The organism is Chondrinema litorale, assembly GCF_026250525.1.
Taxonomy (GTDB): Bacteria; Bacteroidota; Bacteroidia; order Cytophagales; family Flammeovirgaceae; genus Chondrinema; species Chondrinema litorale.
Window position 1 is genome coordinate 426,150 of record NZ_CP111044.1, and the last position, 22,652, is coordinate 448,801.

Genomic DNA, 22,652 nt, shown 5'->3' on the forward strand with positions numbered 1-22,652 from the left:
TTTGCTTAAAGTTTGCAAGAAATTGGTTACATGAAATACGAATCAATAATTAATAAAGCCAAAAGGCCATCTTAGTAAAATGAAGTTAAAACTAAGATTAATTGGCCCTTGTACTTTGTTGAAGGATACTATACTATTTTAAGAAATAGTAATGTCAATGTTGGGGAAATCAAGTGAGAATAAAAGCACTTTTGAATTTAGATTAGTTTAAAAATGACTTTTACATACTCATGTTAATTTCGTTTGAAATATTCTACATGAAGTATGCGATTAAAGCTATTTCTGTCCTTGTCCATCAATTATTTTCACCCAACCTTTCAGGTTGACTTCTTCATCGTCTTCATTTAGTCTGATGGTTTGGAGTTTTACATGGTAGTAGTAAATACCAGATGATAATTGGTCACCATCGTTATCTATACCTTCCCAATTGATATAGATATCATCATTACTTTCATACATTTTCTCTCCCCATCTATTAAAAACTGTAAATTCTACAGACTTAATAAACTTGATACATTTATATGGTCTGAAGACATCATTTACGCCATCATCATTTGGTGTAAAAGCATTTGGTAGCTGATAGAATGGGCAGTTATCTACACAAACTATATTACTAAATGCACTTTCGTTGCCTGTACCATCTAATGCAGTTACTGCATAGCAGCCTGCTAATGAAGAAATATCATCGTGCAAATAGGTTAAGTTTAATACATTTTCTGCAATTAACTCAAACTCTCCATCTTCTCTAGCAGAATAATAAACATTGTAAGACTCAATCTCTTGATCGCAAGCAGTATTGGAGTCATTTTCCCACTCGAGGGTATTGGAGAAGAGTGTATCTGTTGGAGAACAATCTACTGTTTGGTCATCCAGAATAATTTCGAAATCGTCGCAGTTAGGTGCAGTAACACTTAATATTGGTGGGCAAGGAGCTGTTGTATCCAAGATTACCGCACAGGCTTCTTGAGACATATTCAAGAGTGAATCTCTAATGTCCGGATTATCATAAGTACCCACTGTTAAGACTTTATAGCAATACTCCGTTTTTTCTACTAGCGTAAATCCGTCCTTATTACCATCATCTACATAAGTAAATCCATTGTTAGAGATGTTTACACTGTCAAACAAGATATATTCTCCTGAATTTAGTGGCTCTTCTCGGTAGATATAATGTTTAGGGAATTTACTGGATGCATTGCTCCAAGGTACATCTGCATCCCAAGTTAAGACTACCGATTCTAGTGCTGAGTTTGCTTCTAAAAAGACTGTAGATGCAGAGCTAGAAGTATCGGTTAATGCTCCATCTGAATAGAACTCAATTTTATAATTGTAAGGAAGCCTTTCTGTATCTAAACCTGTTTCGTCGAGGAATGTAGTATCATTTTCACTAAATGTTCCTAATTCTACTGTGTTTTCATCTCCTTCTAATCCATTATTTCTAAGTAGACTGTAAGTCCAAGGTTTTGGATATTGGTCTACATCAATGCCAATTGGTTTTGTCCAAGTAACATTTACTTTCCCATCGGTTCTAGACGTTTCAGTAACACTAGTTTCAATAATGTATGGAGCCAATTGCGGAATAAACACACAAGCTTCAATAGATGCATAACTCTCACCACCTTTAGGAGATGGGAAGCTGACATAAATTCTATAGCAGTAGGTAACACCTCTTTCGAGTCCGAGTCCTTCGTTATCGTCAAAATAAGTAGTTTGGTCTACATCTACCTCAGCAATTTTCTCATAACCAGTGTAAGCAGGTAGACCAGTTTCACAATTGTCGGGTTCAAAATCAAAAGCACCTCTTCTTCTCCAGATAGTCATAGCTGCACCAGGAATGTTACAGATATAATCATCCCAGTTAAGCTCTACAGAGTTAGAAATTAAATCTACATCTGCCACAAGATTTTCAGGAGCAGGGCCAACAACAGTAATTCGCCAAGTCTGAATATCCACCAAGCTATAGCCATCTTCTGGCTCATCCCTTACTTTAAAAGTAGCTTGATAAGGTTCAGTTCTAATATCATCACAAGTTGTTTCCCAAGAGAATACACCTTCTTCTTCACCATTAGGTGGTTGCAAGCCAGTTACCTCAAAAGTAGCCTGATTGGTATGGCCTCCACTATCAGGATCAGAGAATAAACCACCTTCTGCAGTGAGTGTTATATGGTCTGGATCAAGATCATAACCTTTAATAATAGCTTCTAAAGTAGTCCCAGCTACGATACAGGTATCGTTAGGAATTTCTAGCTCTGGCCTATCATTCGGGTTATCCACTACAATAATCTGCATATCTCGGTTTACAGCACCGATCTGTTGGCCATTTCGCCACTCATCTACATAAAAGGCCACATTATATTCCCCTACTTCACCCGGTGCATCCCAAATGAGGTCACCATTAATCGGGTTTATGGAGAATGTTGGAGGCGTTTGCCCATCTTCTGTTTCGTAACTGTACTCATCTGGATAGCTGTATTGTACAACTTCTATTGGGTTGCCGTCTTCGTCTTTACCTTGCTTACAAACAGTAAGACGGTAAGAAAGGCTATCACCATCAGCATCGTAAGCACCTGGGTTATGGATAAATTTCTGACCAACTGCTGCTAAATCTACCGGAGCGATTAAAAGAACTGGTGAAGAGTTTAAACCATAAGCAGGGTTAATGCTGAAAACAGATTCGATATAAAAAGCAGTATTACCAGAGTTAAACATGTTAGATACACTCGGGTTTCTGTTCTGCTCGTAGTAGCTTACTTTGTAACCACCGGGGCTAGGGAAGGTATGCTCTACCTGATACATCAAGATTTCTGTAGCATCTCCTTGATTATCCACCACGCCATCAATAAATCCTAAAGAGATTGGCTCAACCATTACGGCTTCTGCAGAAGAATATCCGAACTCGAATGTACCAGGTTGTGGAGGAACACCACCATTATCTCTATACAAAAATACAGTAAAGCGATAAGTAAGACTTGTACTAGAAATTCTCTCTGCTGTTAAATCTCCTGCACGAATATGTGTAGCATGGACTAAACTTGGAATATTAGCTAAAATAATTCCTAGTATGATAATTAAGACCTTTATTGCCCATTTATTTTGCGAAGTAAACTGGTTGGTAAGAATATGTTTCAATGTATAAAAGGTTAATCAAATTAATTTTTTATACAAGACATTTGTAATTGAAGTAAAGTTGGAATTCAAATAGTTACTTTTAGGTAATTTTATATTCATTTACTCTCTAACCTCACAATTACTATTGTACGATGAATTCTTTAAGCAACAACAGATTTAACTCTTAAATTTTAGTCGTTACATTTAACATTATTGAGGTTGAATTCCATTTGTACATTGCAAAACCTTCTTAACATTCTCTCATCTCCATGCTACACTTAAACTTTACTTCATAATTAAAATAGGTAAATGCATATTCATTTTTAATAGTTGAAAAAGAGTAGTATTCATAATACTCGTTTCTTCAGGAATTGAGATAATATCTGTTTTTTCTTTTATGGCATATTCGTAGATACTTCTTGAAACTGACATATTAGCATGGAAATGAAATGCTATTTCAGGTATTTCTATCGATTCTAAATATTTCTTTTTATGTTTTTCCCACTCTGATTTAGCCTTTTTGAGTGTTTGTTCTTTCAAATCTTTAATTGGCAAGTAAGGGAAATACACATTGGAAATAGAAAATACATGTAAGCAATAAAGGCTTGCATGTATTTTCTCAGACAGTGCTTTACTTTTTATTAAGGTATTGGCTGATTTTTTTGTGAACTCAACTGGTACCAAAATATTTTCAAGCTGATGGAATGCATTTTCTGGAACTACCAGAATATCAGATAAACTATTATTATACAAAACTCTTTCTATAATCAGACCTGAATCATCTACTGATGTTTTCTTGCCAAAAACTGTGAGATCGATATTTTCTACTTTCTGAATATTTTTAATCTCTTTTGCAGAATTATTCGATTCTGTAACAATAATTGAATATTCACTTTCAGAAAAATATTCTTTTACTTCTCCTTTTATCTTGTCTTCTAAAATATCTACTAAAGGCTTATCTAATTTACTTAATATATCAGCACCATTTTCAGCATTATTAAACCAAATATTATGAAAGAAAACCAGGTGTTCTATATCAAATTTTTCTTTCAAAAAGACCAAATAGTTTATTAAAACACTATCTATATAGGTCATGTCTAGTGTTACCAGTATTCGTTTTTTTGTATATTCAGTAGATACTTTCATTTTTCAATAATTTTTCTAATTATTTCTTCATATGATGCTTTATCTTTTCTTTTTTCTTCTCGTTGTAGTCGTTCATATTCCTCTTTTAATCCTTTATAGAGGCTATAGCACATAATTAACAAGATAACTGCAAAAGGAAGCCCTGTTGTTAGAGCAGCAGTTTGTAATGCTGCCAATCCTCCTCCAACAAGTAAGGTTGCAGCAACTCCTCCTTCTGATAAAGCCCAGAAAATTCTTTGTCCAACTGGTGCATCCAATTTGCCTCCACTAGTAATACTATCTATTACTAAAGAGCCTGAATCTGAAGACGTAACAAAGAAGCTAGTTACAAGTAAAATCCCCAGAATGTTAGTTATAAATGATAATGGGTATTCTTTAAGCATTACAAATAATGCAGTAGAAATATCATCTGAAACTGCATCAGCTACATTACCTATGTTATGGGTTTCTAAATAAAGTGCAGAACCTCCAAAAACAGACATCCATAAAAGGGTAAGTATTGATGGTACCAAAAGTACTCCAAGTACAAATTCTCTTATTGTTCTTCCTTTTGAGACTCTGGCTATAAACATTCCTACAAATGGAGACCAAGAAATCCACCACGCCCAGTATACCAAAGTCCAATTGCGTTGCCATTCGCCATCTGTATAAGTTCCAGCCCATGTTCCAATCTGAACTATTTTTTGGAAATAACCTCCTGTTGTTTGTATAAAACCGTTGAAAATAAATATAGTAGGCCCCAAAATTATCATTAATACTAAAAATATTAAGCCTAATCTGATATTTAGCTCACTTAAAACTCTAACTCCTTTATCTAGACCAAGTACAACCGAAGCTGTTGCAGCTAAAGTGATAATCCCTATCAAAATAACCTGCGTATTGGTTGTGTTTGGTATGTCAAATAGAAATGATAAACCTGATGCAATTTGTTGTACACCAAAGCCCAAAGAAGTAGCTAATCCAAATAACGTAGGTACTACACTTAAAATATCGATAATATCTCCAAGAGGACCATGAATTTTATCTCCTAAAATTGGATAAAATACAGACCTAATTGAAAGTGGTAGTTTTTTACTAAAAGTGAAAAATGCCAATGCTAAACCTATTAAGGCATAAATTGCCCAAGCATGCAAGCCCCAATGTAAATAGGTGTAAACTAAAGCATTGTGTGCTCTAGCAGCTTCAGTATCTACTGGTACTGGTGGCTCTATATAATTTGAAATAGGTTCAGCTACACTGAAAAATAATAAACCTATACCCATTCCAGCGGAAAATAACATAGCAAACCATGCAAAAAAGCTAAACTCAGTTTCGGTATCTTTACCTCCAAGTTTTAATTTACCAAACTTGCTAAAAGCAAAATAGAGCACAACTGCTAATAGTATGTTAATTGTAAGAATAAAAAACCAACCTGCATTTGTAGTTATATGACCTTGAATATTGCTAAAGATCTTTTCCATTGGTTTTCCTACTATCAGTGTAATACTGATAAAAAATATTATTAGTCCTGCAGATGTAAAGAATACTGGAGGATTAATATCAAAGTACTTATTCTTCTTTTTTTCCAAAGTATTTTATTGTGATAGTTTATAAAAAAAGCCCTGAGAAAAAATTCTCAGGGCACTAAATTTCTGGTTATTCTACCAACCAAATGCTTACATTAAAACTGTTCGACCCTCCTATTTTTTGAATCGCAGCTTGATAGTTTTCAGCATTTAAACTTTGCTCTTCACCAGGGTACAAGAACTTAAGTGGCAAGTTATCATTATTAAGGTTTTCACAAGATGGTGAAAGAAAAGGTATGCCATCCCAGTTCATATCACTTTCTGCATACCATCTCCTTACCTCGAAATATGGATCTAACCCTGTAAAATATAACGAAAGCCATTTTTGTTCCCAAATATCTGTAACAGTGCTATAAGCAACCCCAGAATTAGCATAGTAGTCATCGAAGTTTGTCCAACCAAAGTTATCATAGGTTACTTCATAATAATCCATAGAGGCTTCAATTCCAGCTTGATAATGCGTTTCAACATCGTCACTAATCCAATCTTTTGCAGCAGCTTCTGCCAATAAAAATTCCACTTCAGAATAGGTCATTAAGATTCCATCTGCAACTCCTATCCCCAAATCGTTTGCTGTAGTTAAATTAGGATAGTTGTAATACATCACTCCTAACCTTGAACCAGCTTTGCTGCAACTCGCAGAATTAGACCCATTTACTGCACCTGTAAAAACTGGGTTTTCGTAATCGTCATTATCAGGACGTGCATATCTGGCAAGTCTCGGATCATTATAATCTGACATTACATTTAGTGCGCTTTCACTTAAAGCAACAGCATCAAAATCTCCAGTTTTAAGGGGAATTAAAGGAAATTGGTTTGGAAATGCATCGAGATAAGATAAGGTAGCATTATCTTCATTAGAGGTCATTATATTTCCAGCAGTTACAATAGCTGCAAATTCACTTTCAGCACTTGTAAGTTGAGATGATGCGTACATTATTAGACGAAGTCTAAGCGAGTTTGCAAGTTTTCTCCATTTAGAAGCATCTCCACCTAGTAAAATGTCTCCACCAATTGAACCTTCGCCAGTAGCCAATAAATTAGCTGCTCTTTCCAGTTCACTTAATAGATCATTATAGATATCTTCTTGTGCATCATATTCTGGAGTAAAATTACTTTCTCCTCCATCTATGGCATTAAAATAAGGAATATCTCCATAAGCATTTGTAAGTGTGGCGAATATCCAACTTTTTAAAACAATGGCAGCTCCTTCGAGATTGGTATTACCTTCTTCAATTGCTTTTTGTTCTACTACTGAAATATCTGTTAAACTTTCGTACAAACCTTCCCACACTGTTGGAAAAGCATTCCAATTGTATGAGTCAACCTCAGTACGAAGTGTTTTTGATGTAAGTTGGGCAGCATTATTACCTAACAAAAATGATTCTTCTACCATTGTATTCATACTTTGGCGTATTGCCGAAGGAAATAATACATCAGTAGAAACATCTGTTGGTTCATTTGGATTCTGATTCATGTCTTCAAACTCCTCACACGACATGAAGAAGAAAGAAGTTAATAATATGATTAATCTATATAATTTCATTTTACTTAATTTTTTAATGTATAATCAGCTTACAAAATGCTTTTCTTAAAATCCGAGATTAACTGAGAATCCCCAACTTCTTGTAGAAGGCAATTGTGTGCTCTCAAATCCATTTACAAAAATTCCATTTCTAATTGAGTAGGTCTCAGGGTCAATTGTTGGCACATCAGAGAAAAGTAAAAGATTTCTACCGATAAATGATACTCTTGCACTGCCTAAGCCGATTTTACTGATTATAGGTAATGGGAAATCGTAACTTATGCTCAATTCTCTTAGTTTAAAATATGTTGCATCGTAAGTCGCAGCTTCTATGTTGTCTCTGTTAAATCCATTTCCATAATAATTATAGAAATAACCTGTATAACCGGCACCACCTGCAGGTACAACTACATCATTTGGTACTAATTCTCCACTTTCGTTATACATTAAACCAGGACCAACTACTCCACCTTCTTCTTCAAGTGTGTAAACAGGTTCTCCTGCTGCATCGTAATCGACACTATACACCGTTCTGCCATCGAGTGTAGAAAGTGGCAGGTTTGGATCATCATTATTGGTAATAGTACCACCAGTTGCATAAAGTGCGTGCGATCTAGAATAGATTTTACCTCCGATTTGTCCGTCGAATAAAATTCCTAAGGTAAAGTTTTTGTAAGCAAAAGAGTTGTTTATACCTAATCGAAGGTCTGGTTGATATGAACCAGCTGATACTTTCTCTTCAGTAATCATTGGTAAACCATTTTCATGGATTATTTGACCATCTTCTGCCCTTACAAAGCCTAAGCCGTATAGTTGTCCGAGTAATTTTCCTTCTTCGGCCACATACTCAAGGTCAGCACCTCCAGTATCACCTGGAAACATATCTGCTACTATAGAATATCTACCACTACTTATTACTTCTGGTAAACTTTCTACAATTGCTCTGTTTCTACCGATGTTAAAAGTAGCATCCCAGCTAAATAAGCTTTTGTCGATTATTCTACCACTTATCATTAGCTCAATACCTTTGTTGCTAATTTCTCCTCCATTGGTAAGGTTATAATCGTATCCACTAACTGTAGCAACTGGCAGTAGAATTACCTGATCGTAACTCAACATGTCGTAATAAGTAAAATCTAGTCTTAATCGGCCTTTAAACAAACGTGCATCTATACCTGCTTCATAAGCTTTTGTGCGTTCGTTTGTAAGATTCTGATCAGCAATAGTTCTGTTAGTTGTAAATACAGCTTGAGAACCATAAGCAGCTTGTGGTGTGTAAGTATTTCCAAAAGCATATGCTGGTGCACCATTTCCTACTTCGGCATATGAGCCTTTTAGTTTAAGGAATGATAATTCTGCCGGAAGTTCTATCATTTCAGATAATACTGCACTTACTGCAAGTGAAGGATAGCCGAAGCTATAAGATGAACCATCTAATCCAGCAATTGGATTTACTAACGTACTATTCCAATCGTTTCTGTATGATGCATCTAGAAAGATGCTATTTTTGTAAGAAAATGTGGCTATTCCAAATAGACTGTTTATTCCTGTTCTGGTTTTTTGAGATTCAACTAATACACCTGAACGAGCATTCGTAAGGGTATATACACTTTCATCTGTCCCAAAGTTTTCTAGTTCTGGGTTATTAGCTACTAATGTATTGCCATATTGTCTCATGATATTTCCACCTACTTTAATATCTAAATCAAAGTCAGAAAAATCATCCATATCTGTATGATATCCTAGTAGAAGTTCGGCATTTGTTTCTCTAAAAGAGATTTCATCTTCTCTATAACTACCAAGCAAAACTCCTTTAGTTGAAGGTGCTCTTCTGTATTGTCTTTCTTCATCAAGAATATCTGCTCCATAACGGAAACGAGCATTAAAATGCTTATTAATGTCGTATTCTACCTTAACATTGCTAATAAAGCGATTGCTCTGAAAAGAGTTTGTATTTTCTTTAGCAATTAACCATGGATTATTTACCCACGAACTCTCTACATACCTTTGTTGTACACCTTCTTGTCCAGGTTGCCAGTAATCTTTAAGATCATCTATTTCAACTTGTCTTGGGTACCATAACCAACCATACATAATAGAAGAAGACTCATCGTAACCTGCATTTGGCACATTATCTGAACCAGAAACTACATACATTGAATTTGCACGTACTTTTAAACGATTATCTAAAAAAGATCTACCAATACTCATTTGTATTGTATTTCTTCTAAGATTTGTATTGGGCACAATTCCTCTATTACTTAAATTGGTAAAAGAAAATCTTGTATCGCCATTTTCTGTTCTGTTGTTTATGGCAATGTTATTAATAGCTGTAACACCTGTTCTAAAAAAGTTTCTCACATTATCTTCTGCAGGAGTAAATGGAACGGGTTCACCATCTGAATTAAACTGTTTGATTAATTGACCATTCATTCTAGGCCCCCAATTTTCTCCGTAAGCTTCGTAATATTCATTAGTACCTATGTAGTTACTTCCATCTAGATAGCTGTACTTTCCGCCACCACCAAAGCCAAACTCATTTTGGTAGTCAGGTAATTTTAATATCGACTGAAAAGTAGTACTTGAGTTAATTTCAATACTAACATTTTTATCAGCATCTTTACCTGTTTTGGTTTGAATTAAAATAACTCCATCAGCTGCTCTTGAGCCGTATAAAGCTGATGCTGCAGGGCCTTTCAATATATTGATTGAGGCGATATCATCGGAATTTACAACTTGTGCTGCATTACCAAAATCGATTGTAGTTGAACCATTTAAGCCATCATCAAAACTATACAAATCGTTTGTGATAGGCATGCCATTTACAACAAACAATGGTTGGTTATTACCTAAAAGCGATGCTGCACCTCTAATATTGATATTTGCCGATGCAGTAGGCCCATTAGAACTACCTGTGATATAGACACCTGAAACTTTACCCGATAATGCATTTATCGGATTTGTTGCCTTAACGCCTGCAATATCTTTAGCATCAAGTTTTTGTACTGAATAGCCTAATGCTTTTTCAGAACGCTCAACACCAAGAGCTGTTACTACAATTTCATTTAATTCCTGAACATCTTCTAACAAGACAATGTCAAACGTTTGCCTATTATTAATAGGTATTTCTTGAGTAGCAAAGCCTACTGCACTTATTTGTACAATTGAGTTAGAATCAGATACTGAAAGAGAAAAATTCCCTTGAATATCTGTAATTGTTCCATTTGTAGTTCCTTTTTCAAGAATACTAACACCTGGAATTCCAAACTGTGTGTTGTCCTTTACTGTACCAGAGATTGGTATTTGCGCGTATACTGTACTTTGTGTAAAAACAAAAAAAGCTAACCAAAGAAATTTTGTCTCTTTGTAAATTTTTAGCATAAATAACTAGTTTTTTAGGGTTAATAATCCCCCCTATATATTATTTAATTTTTCAATTCCAAGTCAGAAATGCATTATATAAAAATGTTACAAAACTTACCTCTAAAAATTACTTTTTTAATACCACTCATATATTAAGCATAATAGCTGTTATTAGCTTTTAAATTGCACTTTTTTAATATAATATGCCTCTGCATGAGATAAATATATTTATTAATTGAACTAAATATTTTCATATATTGGAGTAATCAATAAATTTAGTTATAAAAAAAGTTAATTTACTGCAATAACTTATATGATACACAACCTATTATGAGGTATTATTTATCATCCGTAAACAACAAATATTTAGCGTTTTTATACCATAAAACTTGCAGTAAATCGGTATTTAAAAAGAGATAGGAGTGATTTTAAAATTATTATTGAGATGTTCTACAGGTTATTATTTCAATAGAATTGATATAAATATTTAGCTTAATATAATTAATATATATGAGCATAATAATGAACTGTGCTTGCAATATGATATATTAAACTACTTTGATTCTGCCCCAAGTAATACGATCCCAAATTCTTTCGTGCAAGTAGTAAAATGCTATTTTGGTAAATAGTTCTAAGCTTCCAATGGCAATTGCTTTATCAATTTCTTTGCTAAAGAAATAAGAAAGTAGAATAGTATCTATTGTTCCAGCTATTCGCCAACTAATGCTTTTTGTGAGACTGCTTAATCTTGATTTGTTATTTCTATACCATGAAAGGTTATTCCATATTCTTTCATGTAAATAAAACAAACCTATTTTGGTAAAAACTTCAGTAACTCCTATAGAAATAGCAGTGCTAATTCTTCCTGTTATCAGAAAAGATAAGAAGATTGTATCCATTGTACCTAACATTCTCCATGTTATTGCCTTAATTACACTTCTTATATGTGAGTCTTGCATTTTGCAATAACATTTATGGTTAAAACTAGGAACAGCTTATACCAAATATAATATTTATAATTTGATGATTAAACTAATTACTAATCAAATATTTAGTGATTACAAGCTTATTCTATCGAAATTATATTCAAGTTATACGTAATGAAGATTGTTTTTTCATAATACCAAATCTGTATTTAGGCAAGCCTGCTATTAAATAGATAAAAAAAGTAATAGCAAACAAATATTAAGCGTATTGCTGATGATTACAGCCTTTCACAAAGGTAGTTTACTAGGTGCTTTAAAGAATTTTCGGTGTTTAATCCCAAAATTTATGCTCGAATTACTCGGTTTGAATCAGTGATAAAAACTCGTCAAATGTAGTTTAACTAAGCTAATCAATCCAAAAAGATATCACAGTAACAAATCTAATGACTGATATTAGGGTTAAGAAAATCAAATGGAGAAATTTCATTGATAACCTCTCCGGTTTCTACCATATAACTTGTGAAATCAGGATAAAAATGACTCAATTCAAATTTGCGATATACATCATCTAACTTAATAACTTCTCCATTCTCGAGATTAAAAAATAGGTTTGATATTGTTTGACCTTCATTAAGGTGGTTTTTAGGTGCATTATTTAATACAGAATCAATAACTTGTTTGTTATTAGTTTCAACAGCTTTTAAATATTCAAAAAGAATAGTTGTGTTATTAATTTTAGAGTTATTTAAAAAGGTATTAATCTTTTCAGCATTTTTTTCTGTAACAGGAAGTGTTATTAATGTTACTTTTTCATGAGGTCCTAATGATGGGTTGGTATGCTCTAACTTGATTGATTTAATTTTCATCTACAATTTTGGTTTTCGTGTATTAAATTATATTCAACTTCAACAATATATAGCATTTAGGTTGTGGATTCTAATATACTTATACAAATCCTATAAATTGGAGATAATCCCCATATATCTTGACAATAAGTGCATCCCTTGGCGTAAATCCCCCTCCCCTCTAAACTACTTTTTTCATTTAACTGCAACTGCTTTGAAAAATGTATAACAAAAAGTTCCACCCTGAGCTGTATCGTATAAATCGTTTATCCCTCGTTCCATTTCTGCGTTAGAAATAATTTTTTGAGTAATTGCATCTTCTTTAATTCCTTGAATCATCGCTGTAAAAGTATTTTTTATAAATCCTTCTACCATTTCAGGCTTTGATTCATCAACATAGATTTGACGAGGACTAATCTTAACATTGGAAAATCCTATCTTTGATAATAATGGAAATAGCTCTCTCCCGATATTTGCGTTTCCTCCATTTTTCTTCTGTAAATGAACCTGTGCTTGTATTGCTTTTCTTGCTGCATTGCTGTCTGGGTAGAAAAAAGTAGATCCATGATCACCTTCGATAACAGTAAGAGTTCCATTCTTTTTAAGAACTCTCTTAAGCTCTTTTAATGCGCTTTCTGCTTTTTCTAAATGTTCTAAAACAAAACATACAAAAACATGGTCGAAAGATTCATTTTTAAAAGGTAATTCATATACATCAGCTTTCTTGAAAGTGACATTTTCGATCCCTATAGAATTAATAGTTTCTTGAGCTTTTAAAAGTGATTTTTCTGAAAAATCAATAGATGTAAAGTGGGATGTTGGATTTTGTTTAGTAATTATTTTTGTTTGAGCTCCTACTCCACAACCCACTTCCAAGATTGAAGATTTTTCTTCCCAAAAAGAATCGTAGTGTAATATTTCAGCCATAGTTTTGGCTTGATCATTTAATCTTTGACTTTCTTCATTAGAGTAACCATGAACATAACGCTTAAACTGATCTTGACTAATTTTTCTAACTCGATCTTCCAAATGCTCAAATTGTTGTAACATATTTTTACATGCATCTTTAAGTTCTTTTCCCTCTGGTGTAAAATGCAGTTGATTGTTTAAACGATGAAAAATATGCACACCTAAACGAGTTTCCAATTCTTTAAGTTGGTGGCTTAGTGCTGATTGTGTTAAGAATAACTCTTCCGCAGCTTTATTTAGAGAACCTACTCTTGCTACTGTATCGATTAATTTTAAATGTTTTACTTCAATCATATTGATAAAATTTATAAATCAAAATTATGACTTTGACTTAAATAATGATTTATAAATAGTATGAGATAAATTGATATTGACTATGAATTATTTTAATAGCTAAGTAGAGAATGATAGTTAATTTCCCAAACACATTTCTATAGCTCAATGAAGAAATATAATGAGACCCTATTTTACCTTAAAACAATCTTCCATATAACTTTTCTAATAATCAATACAATTATGATTGCTGTACACTTTGGTAATTCTCATTTTACTAAAAAATGTGTAGCCAGTATTGCTTGTCCTCTAGATAATTTGGATATTGGACTATAATATCGTGTACAAGTGCATTATAAAGCATTTGGTAAAGCTAAAGAGAGATGGAATACCTATAATTAAAAAGATTCATTATGAAAAATCTGCTGTTTATTGTTGTATTAACTCTTTTCTTCACTAGTTGTGAAAAAGATGAAGTTGACATAAACAATCCCGATGTACAGAAATTTGTACAACAAATTAAAGATGGAACTTACAATCACTATGAGAAAGGGCAAAATAGAGAAGATTTGTGGCTTCAAATGCCAAATTTTACGAAAAGCAATATTCAATCACTGATTGATTTCTCGAAAGATACATCTCATATTACTAATTTTCCTTTAAATCCTGTATCATCTCGTAAACCTTTCCCTGCTGACAGAGAATATTTAATTTTGGGAGAATGCTTGCTTTGGACTGTAGAAGGTATAAGAAACGATTTTAGATATGGTTCGCTTGACCCATACCTAATCGATACCGCTTTAAATGAAAATGAAAGATTTCAAGGACTAAAGGGAACAGAAATCCTGATCATTAAAGATGTTTATAATGATTGGTGGAATAGTTTAAAAGGTAAAGACTGGAAGAATACAAATCCACTAGAAAATACCTCTTATATATGGTTTTAAATTATTGTATTCTTCTAGTCTTTCTATAATAGATAAATTAATATTTCTATTTAATTTACCGCAGCAACTGCTACTTTTTTTCGAACTTTTTCTGGCTGAGGCGAGCGAAGTTTAACAGCTACTAATAAGGTAATGGCTCCAGATAATAACCAAATTAAGTCTACAAAGAATGTATCTGGATAGCCCAAACTTAAAGATTTCCATAACCACAAACCTGAATGAAAACCATTAAAAATCGGTATTGCTATACCAAAAGTACCTGACAGAATCAGTGCATTTCTGTTGATTAAAAAATAATTTTTTATTCGATAGCTATACACCGAATATAAAACCCAAAATGCTAGAAATAGCCAACTAATAATTATAAAGCGGTTTTCCATTTCAACTGGGAAGGTTTTTGACAAAATAAAAAGTAAGGCAATAGCCGGATAGAGTCCTAAACATACTCCCAAATAAATGGCTCCCACATTGGTATTGAACTTCTGTTTTGCTAAATATTTCTTAGTATTTCGTGCCTTAAGCCAAACCATTACTCCTGATATAATTACTAAACAAGTGAGTAATGCTAAAAGAAAATAAATTAGTTTAACGAAATTTCCACCATACTGGCCAAAGTGTATTTTATGTAGAAACTCTACCATTCCCACTGCATATGGCGGAAGGTCATCAGCCTTTTTTTCGCGTATTAACTTCCCATCTGCTAATAGATAAATCGATTCTACGGTATTAAAAAAACTACTTTTTTGATCATTTATAATCCCCACTATCAAATGGGCATTTTTGTCATGGAAATTTTTGATCGATACAGAGATATGCTTACTACTTTCTTGAGAAAGCTGTGCTACTGTTTGCTCAACTAATGGGTTAATAGCTACAGAAGACTCTGAATATCCGTGTAACTCATAACTTTGAGTTGCAGGAGCAGGAAATACCTCTGCCAGCATGGCTTGTTGGCTACCTCCATATAAAACTTGAGCATAAGGGAAAAATAGTAAAATAGTTAAACCAAAAACAGTCCCTGTTAATGCATACATTAGTTGATAGGGCAAACCAATTACACCTAAAGCTGTGTGGGCATCTGTCCAAAGATTTTTTACTGAACCCTTTAAACGAAAGGTAAAAAAGTTGGAAAAGATTTTATCCCAATGAATAATGATACCTGAGATAATCGCAAAAAGAAAGAATAAAGACACCAAACCAGATAAAATTATTCCAACTACAGGAATCTGATTAAAGTAATGCAAATCAAAAAGAAAATTACCGAGTTCGGCTTTCTGTTTTTTTTCTTTGTTAGCCTTAGAAGCTGCATAATTATTAGCATTCAATTCTAGCTTAATAGGCCCCTTTGCCACTGAATCTGGAAGTATATCTAACGAACTACTTACCAAAGTTGAATCTCTAAGCGGACGTGAGTTTATGTTTATATTTTCTCCATGCCCATTAATCAAAAAGGTTCGACCATGCATATCATAACCTTTAGAGGCTACTTCTGCTATTAATCCATCATAATCAATAATTGCATCAGCAGTCTCTTTGGGTTCGTTTGTTTCCCAATGGTCAATGTTTTCCATAAATAAAGCAAAAGCTCCAGCAAAGAAAATCACATATAAACCAATACTTATAACAATGCCACTAACAGTGTGTGTGTTGAAGAAAACATTATAATCGCGTTTGCTCATGATATTAAAATTTTAAAATTAAGTGGATTGTCCTAAGTAGATAGCTAGCACACTGATTAGAGAAATAGCTGATAATATGCTCCAAATATGCCAAGCTTTGCGAACCCAGTATGTTAGTAGAATGAATCCTAACCACAAGATAAATAAGCTAAAAACGGAGGTTCCCCACACCAAAGTAGGATTAAACCAAGAGGCCAAAGCAAGATGAAAACTTAATGTGGCAATTAAGCTTCCGAGAATGGCAGCAGTAATTTTACTAGCCTTTACCCAGTTTGATGTTGTGAGATATTTAGGATTAGCAGGCATATTAATAAGTATTGAGGTTTAGAAATAAGAACTCTATTCCAACAGAAAGCAACAGCAGCACAAACAGATGTATTTTGTTTACTTTATGGAAAGGCGTAAACAGTGCTATCAGACTTGCGATAAGCATCCAAAGACAAACACTTGTTAGTATGCTAATCACTAATCCCATTTGAAGTAAATAGACCAAGGTCCCTAAAATGAATAGGAACCCTGATAAATAGCGAGCAATTGAAACATGTTGAGCCAACCATAGCGACAAACCAGTTTTCTCAAACTCTACCCGTTTAGTGGCTGCAAAAAGACACCAAACTGAAAAAAAACTACATATTATAGATAAGCTGTACATGATATTTCTCTATCTATTTAAGGTCTTGTTTATTCTTGAACTTCTAAATAACCAATGGCTCTTGGGTAAGTATCTGTTATGTCAAATACATGAGAGAAGGTGTCATCATCATTGAGGATATAATAACCTGAACCTTCATCATCATTTTTTACTTGGAAGTATAACTCACCATTTACATCAAAAAGGTTTCCGTCTGCATGCCCAAATGTGGTAGCCGGTGCACCTGTAACCATTGTAGCCGCTTTGGTTTCAATATCTACTGCGTACACATTATAGAAAGTATTCAACATATTAGAATAATCTGCGGCAATAGCTTCATCGGAACAATCTACATACAGTTTATCATTGAAATAAGAAATAGACCAAACTAGTCCATCTATACCGCTGCTTAAAATATCAGAACCGGTAAGTAGCCAATCTTGATCAAAATCGGTTTCGCCAGCATTAATTCTAAAAACACATGAAAGCGGAACATTTCCATTATCATCGGTTGCAAAAAGTGCGTGAGTAGACATGTAAATCGCGCCTTCATCAGTAACTAAAAGTGCAGGATACTCAGTAATACTACTGTGGCCTTGGTCATATACTTCTCCTTCATGCACAATCAATTTTTCAGCGGTACCACTCTCTATATCAATTACAGCCATGGTAAAATGCGGTTCTTTCACTCCTTCTGCTGCTTCATCGGTAAGCGTATATTCAACATTAGCGAAAAGGATTCCTTCAGATGCTACCAAAGTTGTAGAACCCACATTAATATCGAAGTTGGTCAAATCCTCCTCAGTAAATAAATTGCTTACATCTATCTGACCTGTACGTGCCATTGTGGTAGGATTAAAGGTTTGAACAGCCAGTGTGCCAAGGTCGCCATCAAAATAAAAACCAGTGTTTTCATCCTGAATAAAATAAGTAGGTGCAACCGATGAACTAATGAATCCATCCAATTCTAAAGCACCATCGGCACTCAAACTATAGCGAACAATACCTGTTTCCCCAGTAAACTTATATTTTTTGAAAGCCCACTTGTTGTCAATTACCACAAAACGACCATAAGCATCCACTTGGCTCGTATTCTCTCCTACGTTTTCGATATCACCAGATGGCATGGAATCGTACGAACTCAAATAAGCTTCGCCAGTTGCCAGCTTTTCAGTTGATGACATTACCAAATAGCGACCTTCTACATCTTCAATTGGTTCAACTTCTTCAGCGTCATCATTAGAACATGAAGCAAGCATCGTTATCATTAACAGTAATATAAGATGTAAAACTCTAGTATTTTTCATAGTGTGCGTATTGTTAAATGTTAGAAAAGTTTAGTAAATAGGTAAGCTTAAAATGGAAGCTTCTACCCGCATTTTGTATTTTGAAGTTGTCGTAAACAGGCGTATCGAATATATTTTTCACTTCGATACCTGTAGAAAATTTTTTGCTTTGGTTAGGTATCCATACTATCCCAGCAGAATGGATATGCTGTTTTTCTATATATAATGAGGTTTCGAGTCCTGGCTCTCCCCACAATTGTAAGAAACCTTCGGGTTCAAGTTTTTTAGGAATCCGCTTTAAAAAGTATGGGTGTACATAAGAGTAATTCCAATAAGCTTTTAGTGCATCATTTTTAGCAAAAATGCCATTAAAATCAGCTTCTAATCCCAAGTTTGCAAAGAAGTAAGGCATGTTACTTACTCGGGCATCATCGTAAAGAGCTGTCTCTCCATCTTGGTGTCCCTTTTGCCTAAAGCTTTGGTAGGTCATGTTCCCTCTAAAAGCATATCGCTTTAAAAATTGATAGCGAATTTCAGTTTCTAAACCATAACCTCTTACTTTATTAAGGTTTTCAGCAATGCTGTAAAATACCTCTTCTGAAAGTCTAGTCGAAATCATATCTTTCGTGTAGCGATAGAAGAAATTTAAGTCTAACATCAAGTTGCTACTATCTTGATGGTGTAAACTCAGGTTTAAATTTGTACTGCGTTCGGGTTTAAGACCAAAGTTGGCTAGTACGTTATCACCATCGCCAAAGATTTCGCGCTGTGTAGGTAATCTAGTAGCTTGTTCTGCAGATAATCGTACAAAAGATCGATTATTTAAACGATATCGAATTGAATTGCCCAAGCCAAAAGTGGAAATACTTGCAGACTCTTCTTCATCACTTACCAAGCCTGTACTTACATCATAAGACAAACCACTTGAGTTTGAATAATAATATTTTACTTGAAAGCTGTTTTCAATTTTACCATCTTTCAAATCACTGTCTAGAGCTAAACCTGAAACAAGTTTGTTATAATTTGCTGGAAGACTGATTAATGGAACAGGGTTTTCACCTTCAGTTTCATCGCCATAAGGATCGTCTCCTTCTTGGCTATATTTGTTAAATACTGTGTTAAAAGTGATGGTATTGCTTTCACTTAAACTAAGAACTGCTGTCGTTCGCGAGGTGGTGTTGTACATATCCAAAGTGGTAAGGTTTGCACTTCCTGCCTCTCCGGGTTCTTGGTTGTTTTCATTCGCTATAAAATTACCTAACCAATCGTATCTACCATTTAAAGTATCTACAGCAACTCTGGTAATTTTGCTATAAGCTAGAAATTGATCTACATAAAGCTTGTTACTGAACAATCGTTTTTTGTAGCGTATGGTCGGAATAAAATCGGCTGTTTGCGTATTATAAGCTGCCCCAAGCGGATATTGCATCAACTGTCCAAATTGATTCTCTCTGTATATTTTAAAGTTGGTTACCGAAAACTTAAGCTCATCTGCCCATGTGCGATTTCTAAACCCGATGAATGCCTCTACATAATGTTGGCGAAAAGTATTGTGAAAAAGCTTCGTCTTTATTGGTATTTCATTTCTCGTTTCTTCGTCTACATAGTTTACATTTACATTATAATTGTTATCAGAGTAGTTGTAAAATGCTTCTACCCCGCCAAAAAGTTTATTATTTTTTGAACTCAAATTCGCATTTAATGTCGCACGATGTGTATTGAAAGAAGCTATTTCATAAGAAGCAGAAATATTATTTACATTTTTATTAGTAGATACTAAATTCAAAGCACCTCCTAATGCATCTGAACCTAAATCTGCTGGCAATACCCCCTTATAAACCTCAACACGCTCCAATGTATTGGTAGGCACAAGTCCAATACTAAATGCCGTACCCAAGTAGTCCATAGGGATACCATCTTTAAATACTCGGATAGAATTTCCCTGAAAGCCATTTAAGTTGATTTGCGTATTTGAGCCTAAGCCACCAGACTGTCGAATACGAATACCTGGCGAGCGATTAATTAATTCTACTACCGAAGCTGATTGTAATTTGAACTTTTCAGTCTCTATTACTTGTACTTTGATTGAACCAGATTTTTTAGACTCAGAAATACTTTTACCTTCTACCACTATTTCATCTAATGCTTGCCCCGATAAAGAGAGTTGAATCTGTAATTCAATTGGTTCATTTTTTTTTAGCTCTATAGATATTATCTTATTTTCAAAACCTAAATACCTAACCTCAAGTTGTTGTTTACCAACAGGAACTTTTGAAATAGTAAAATCTCCATTAAAATCAGTTACAGTGCCTAATTGCGAACCTTTAATTAATACAGTTGCTCCATACAATGGCTCTCCCTTACCACTAGTTACAGAGCCAGAAATAACCACTTGTGCATATACTTCACCTATAAAAGCTGAAAAAAACAGAAATAGGATTAGTTTTTTATAACTTTGCATTTAATTAGTCTAAATAAGAATAGCTGCAAAGCTACATGAAGGCTTAAAACAATAAATAACGCAAAACGCATTTTAACCTACGTAATTGATCAATTATTAAAGGGGACTTTTAAATAGTTAGATTTTGAATAATAAACTAAACAAATGTATTTATTTAGAAGGTGCGAGAATCTTTATTCGAGATTTAGATACTGCTTTGCCTTTAGAGTTTGATATCAATCATGATTTCCCATTTATCAAGCTTCATTTATTATTTAAAGGTAAATCTCATTATGAACCTAATTCTGAGCGAGGTTTGCCCATTACTATAGAAGATGGTCAATACAATTTCTTCTATTTACCAGTAGTTCAAGGCAAATTAAATATGACTTCGAACTTTATTAGTTCTGTAGATATAGAATGCGATGAGGTATTTATAAAGCGCTTGTTTAAAAACGATTTATTTAAAATTAGTGGTTGCTTTGGCGAATCTATTAAAGCAAAATTACCTTTTAAGATGCATGAGGAAAGCCAAGCGATTCCCCCATTTCTAAAAAACAAAGTAGATGAAATTGTTTCTAGCATAATAGCAGGTGATGTAGATATTATCAGTATCGAAACTAAATTGAAAGCTATTTATAGTTATTTGTTTGATCAAATAAAGCATGCTGGTCAAGACAAACAACCTGCTATATTGAAAACTGAAGAGCGAGAAAAAGTACTTAGGGTAGAACAAATTTTACGACAACGAATAAAGGAACCTATTACTGTTGATGAATTAGCCGCTACAATTGGCACCAACCGCCACAAGCTTAACCGCGATTTTAAAAAGGTGTACAACGAGCCTATTTTCTCTTATTTAACTCACTTGCGAATGGAGAAAGCAAAAATGATGTTGATTACCAAAAAAATGAATGTGTCTGAAGTAGCTGACATGGTAGGCTATAAAAATCCACAACACTTTACCGCAGCTTTTAAAAGATACTTTGGCTATGTTCCCAGCAAATTAATAGGATAATATTTAAGCGACTTAAAAAAAATGTAGTTTACAACCAGAAAATAATGCATAAAAAAACAAAGTCCATCCCTTTAAATACTATGCCGGATAGTTTTAGCCATGGTATAGCCGTAGCTAAGGTTACAGCAAAAGATTTGGATTTTGATAAGATAAAACAAGCACACCGAGATGATTACCATTTATTCTTTTTATTAGAAGAGGGAACTGCACTATTTGAAATTGATTTTCAAAAGTACAGATTAGAACAACATTGCATCATGTATATTCAACCCTTTCAGGTACATAGAGGTCTATCAGTCGATAATGTAGAATTCTATATGCTGATTATTAATAATGAAAGCTTGAACTCTGAGTACTTACAACTATTAAAAGATATTGCTCCTGCCCAACCATTACCATTAACTAAAGAAGTTTTTTCAATTATCTCAGAAACCACATCTCTTTGTCTAAAATTTTATAATAGAAAACATGAAAAGTTACACCCCCTATTACTGAGAGACAGTTGCAATTCATTAGTTGCATTAATTATTTCACAGTATTTAGTAAAATCAAAATCGATAGATACAATATCTCGGTTCGAATTAATTACCAAAAAATTTAGATCTATATTGGATAGCGATTTTATGCATACCAAAAGTCCAACAGACTTTGCTAAAAAACTAAATATTTCTAATGTGTATTTAAATGAATGTGTTAAAAAGGTAACAGAAAAATCTGTTTCTTACCATATACAGCAAAGAGTTATTTTAGAAGCTAAACGATTGTTATACCATTCTAATAAATCTGTAAAAGAAATAGCCTTTGAATTAGGGTATTACGACTATCCATATTTTTCCAGATTGTTCAAAAAAGTCACAGGAATGACTGCTTTGTCTTTTAGGTGTCGATCAAAAAACATTGATTAATCCAATACTTACCTCGAATATACCTT

General features: G+C 33.8%; 15 protein-coding genes. 3 read left to right on the top strand and 12 right to left on the bottom strand.

Translation table 11 applies throughout. The annotated features are described in order from the left end of the window. Positions 1–276: 276 nt before the first annotated feature. The 8 genes from OQ292_RS22080 to OQ292_RS22115 all read right to left on the bottom strand — a co-directional run bounded on the left by OQ292_RS22080 (position 277) and on the right by OQ292_RS22115 (position 13,741). Complete coding sequence (locus OQ292_RS22080) at positions 277–3,129, bottom strand: T9SS type B sorting domain-containing protein (RefSeq protein WP_284686120.1); 2,853 nt, start codon at positions 3,127–3,129, stop codon at positions 277–279. 264 nt (positions 3,130–3,393) lie between these two features. After that, positions 3,394–4,254: an adenine nucleotide alpha hydrolase family protein gene (locus OQ292_RS22085; protein WP_284686121.1), complete on the bottom strand. Its 861-nt coding sequence runs from the start codon at positions 4,252–4,254 to the stop codon at positions 3,394–3,396. Further along, positions 4,251–5,822: a BCCT family transporter gene (locus OQ292_RS22090; protein ID WP_284686122.1), complete on the bottom strand. Its 1,572-nt coding sequence runs from the start codon at positions 5,820–5,822 to the stop codon at positions 4,251–4,253. Before OQ292_RS22090 ends, OQ292_RS22085 begins: the two co-directional genes overlap by 4 nt. Before the next feature lie 67 nt (positions 5,823–5,889). Beyond that, positions 5,890–7,365 carry a SusD/RagB family nutrient-binding outer membrane lipoprotein gene (locus tag OQ292_RS22095; protein ID WP_284686123.1) on the bottom strand — a complete coding sequence of 492 codons (1,476 nt, stop codon included), beginning with the start codon at positions 7,363–7,365 and terminating at the stop codon, positions 5,890–5,892. Between the two features lie 45 nt (positions 7,366–7,410). Beyond that, positions 7,411–10,725, bottom strand: coding sequence for a SusC/RagA family TonB-linked outer membrane protein (locus tag OQ292_RS22100; RefSeq protein WP_284686124.1), 3,315 nt, complete (start codon positions 10,723–10,725; stop codon positions 7,411–7,413). A gap of 530 nt (positions 10,726–11,255) precedes the next feature. Continuing rightward, positions 11,256–11,666, bottom strand: coding sequence for a DUF2061 domain-containing protein (locus tag OQ292_RS22105; RefSeq protein WP_284686125.1), 411 nt, complete (start codon positions 11,664–11,666; stop codon positions 11,256–11,258). 407 nt (positions 11,667–12,073) lie between these two features. After that, positions 12,074–12,499: a hypothetical protein gene (locus OQ292_RS22110; protein WP_284686126.1), complete on the bottom strand. Its 426-nt coding sequence runs from the start codon at positions 12,497–12,499 to the stop codon at positions 12,074–12,076. 174 nt (positions 12,500–12,673) lie between these two features. Then, positions 12,674–13,741, bottom strand: a complete 1,068-nt coding sequence (locus OQ292_RS22115) for a methyltransferase domain-containing protein (protein ID WP_348970635.1) — start codon at positions 13,739–13,741, stop codon at positions 12,674–12,676. A 392-nt stretch (positions 13,742–14,133) separates the two neighbouring features. On the opposite strand from OQ292_RS22115, the gene OQ292_RS22125 reads away from it, so the two are divergent. Beyond that, positions 14,134–14,667: a DUF4943 family protein gene (locus OQ292_RS22125; RefSeq protein ID WP_284686127.1), complete on the top strand. Its 534-nt coding sequence runs from the start codon at positions 14,134–14,136 to the stop codon at positions 14,665–14,667. Positions 14,668–14,717: 50 nt separating this feature from the next. Here the strand turns inward: OQ292_RS22125 and OQ292_RS22130 are convergent, their stop codons facing one another. The 4 genes from OQ292_RS22130 to OQ292_RS22145 all read right to left on the bottom strand — a co-directional run bounded on the left by OQ292_RS22130 (position 14,718) and on the right by OQ292_RS22145 (position 20,724). Next, complete coding sequence (locus OQ292_RS22130; protein WP_284686128.1) at positions 14,718–16,346, bottom strand: PepSY-associated TM helix domain-containing protein; 1,629 nt, start codon at positions 16,344–16,346, stop codon at positions 14,718–14,720. Between the two features lie 18 nt (positions 16,347–16,364). Beyond that, positions 16,365–16,652 (bottom strand): hypothetical protein, encoded by a 288-nt coding sequence (locus OQ292_RS22135; RefSeq protein WP_284686129.1) that lies wholly within the window; start codon positions 16,650–16,652, stop codon positions 16,365–16,367. Positions 16,653–17,027: 375 nt separating this feature from the next. After that, positions 17,028–18,284, bottom strand: a complete 1,257-nt coding sequence (locus OQ292_RS22140) for a DUF4374 domain-containing protein (RefSeq protein ID WP_284686130.1) — start codon at positions 18,282–18,284, stop codon at positions 17,028–17,030. A 13-nt stretch (positions 18,285–18,297) separates the two neighbouring features. Further along, on the bottom strand, positions 18,298–20,724 hold the full coding sequence (locus OQ292_RS22145; RefSeq protein ID WP_284686131.1) for a TonB-dependent receptor: 2,427 nt from the start codon (positions 20,722–20,724) through the stop codon (positions 18,298–18,300). Positions 20,725–20,848: 124 nt separating this feature from the next. Between OQ292_RS22145 and OQ292_RS22150 the strand changes: the two genes are divergently transcribed. Together OQ292_RS22150 and OQ292_RS22155 are read left to right on the top strand one after the other, a co-directional pair. Further along, the gene (locus OQ292_RS22150; protein WP_284686132.1) at positions 20,849–21,721 is read left to right on the top strand and encodes a helix-turn-helix domain-containing protein; all 873 of its coding nucleotides are present in this window, start codon (positions 20,849–20,851) and stop codon (positions 21,719–21,721) included. Positions 21,722–21,765: 44 nt separating this feature from the next. Beyond that, entirely contained in the window at positions 21,766–22,626 is an 861-nt protein-coding gene (locus OQ292_RS22155) for a helix-turn-helix domain-containing protein (protein WP_284686133.1), read from the top strand. Positions 22,627–22,652: the final 26 nt, after the last annotated feature.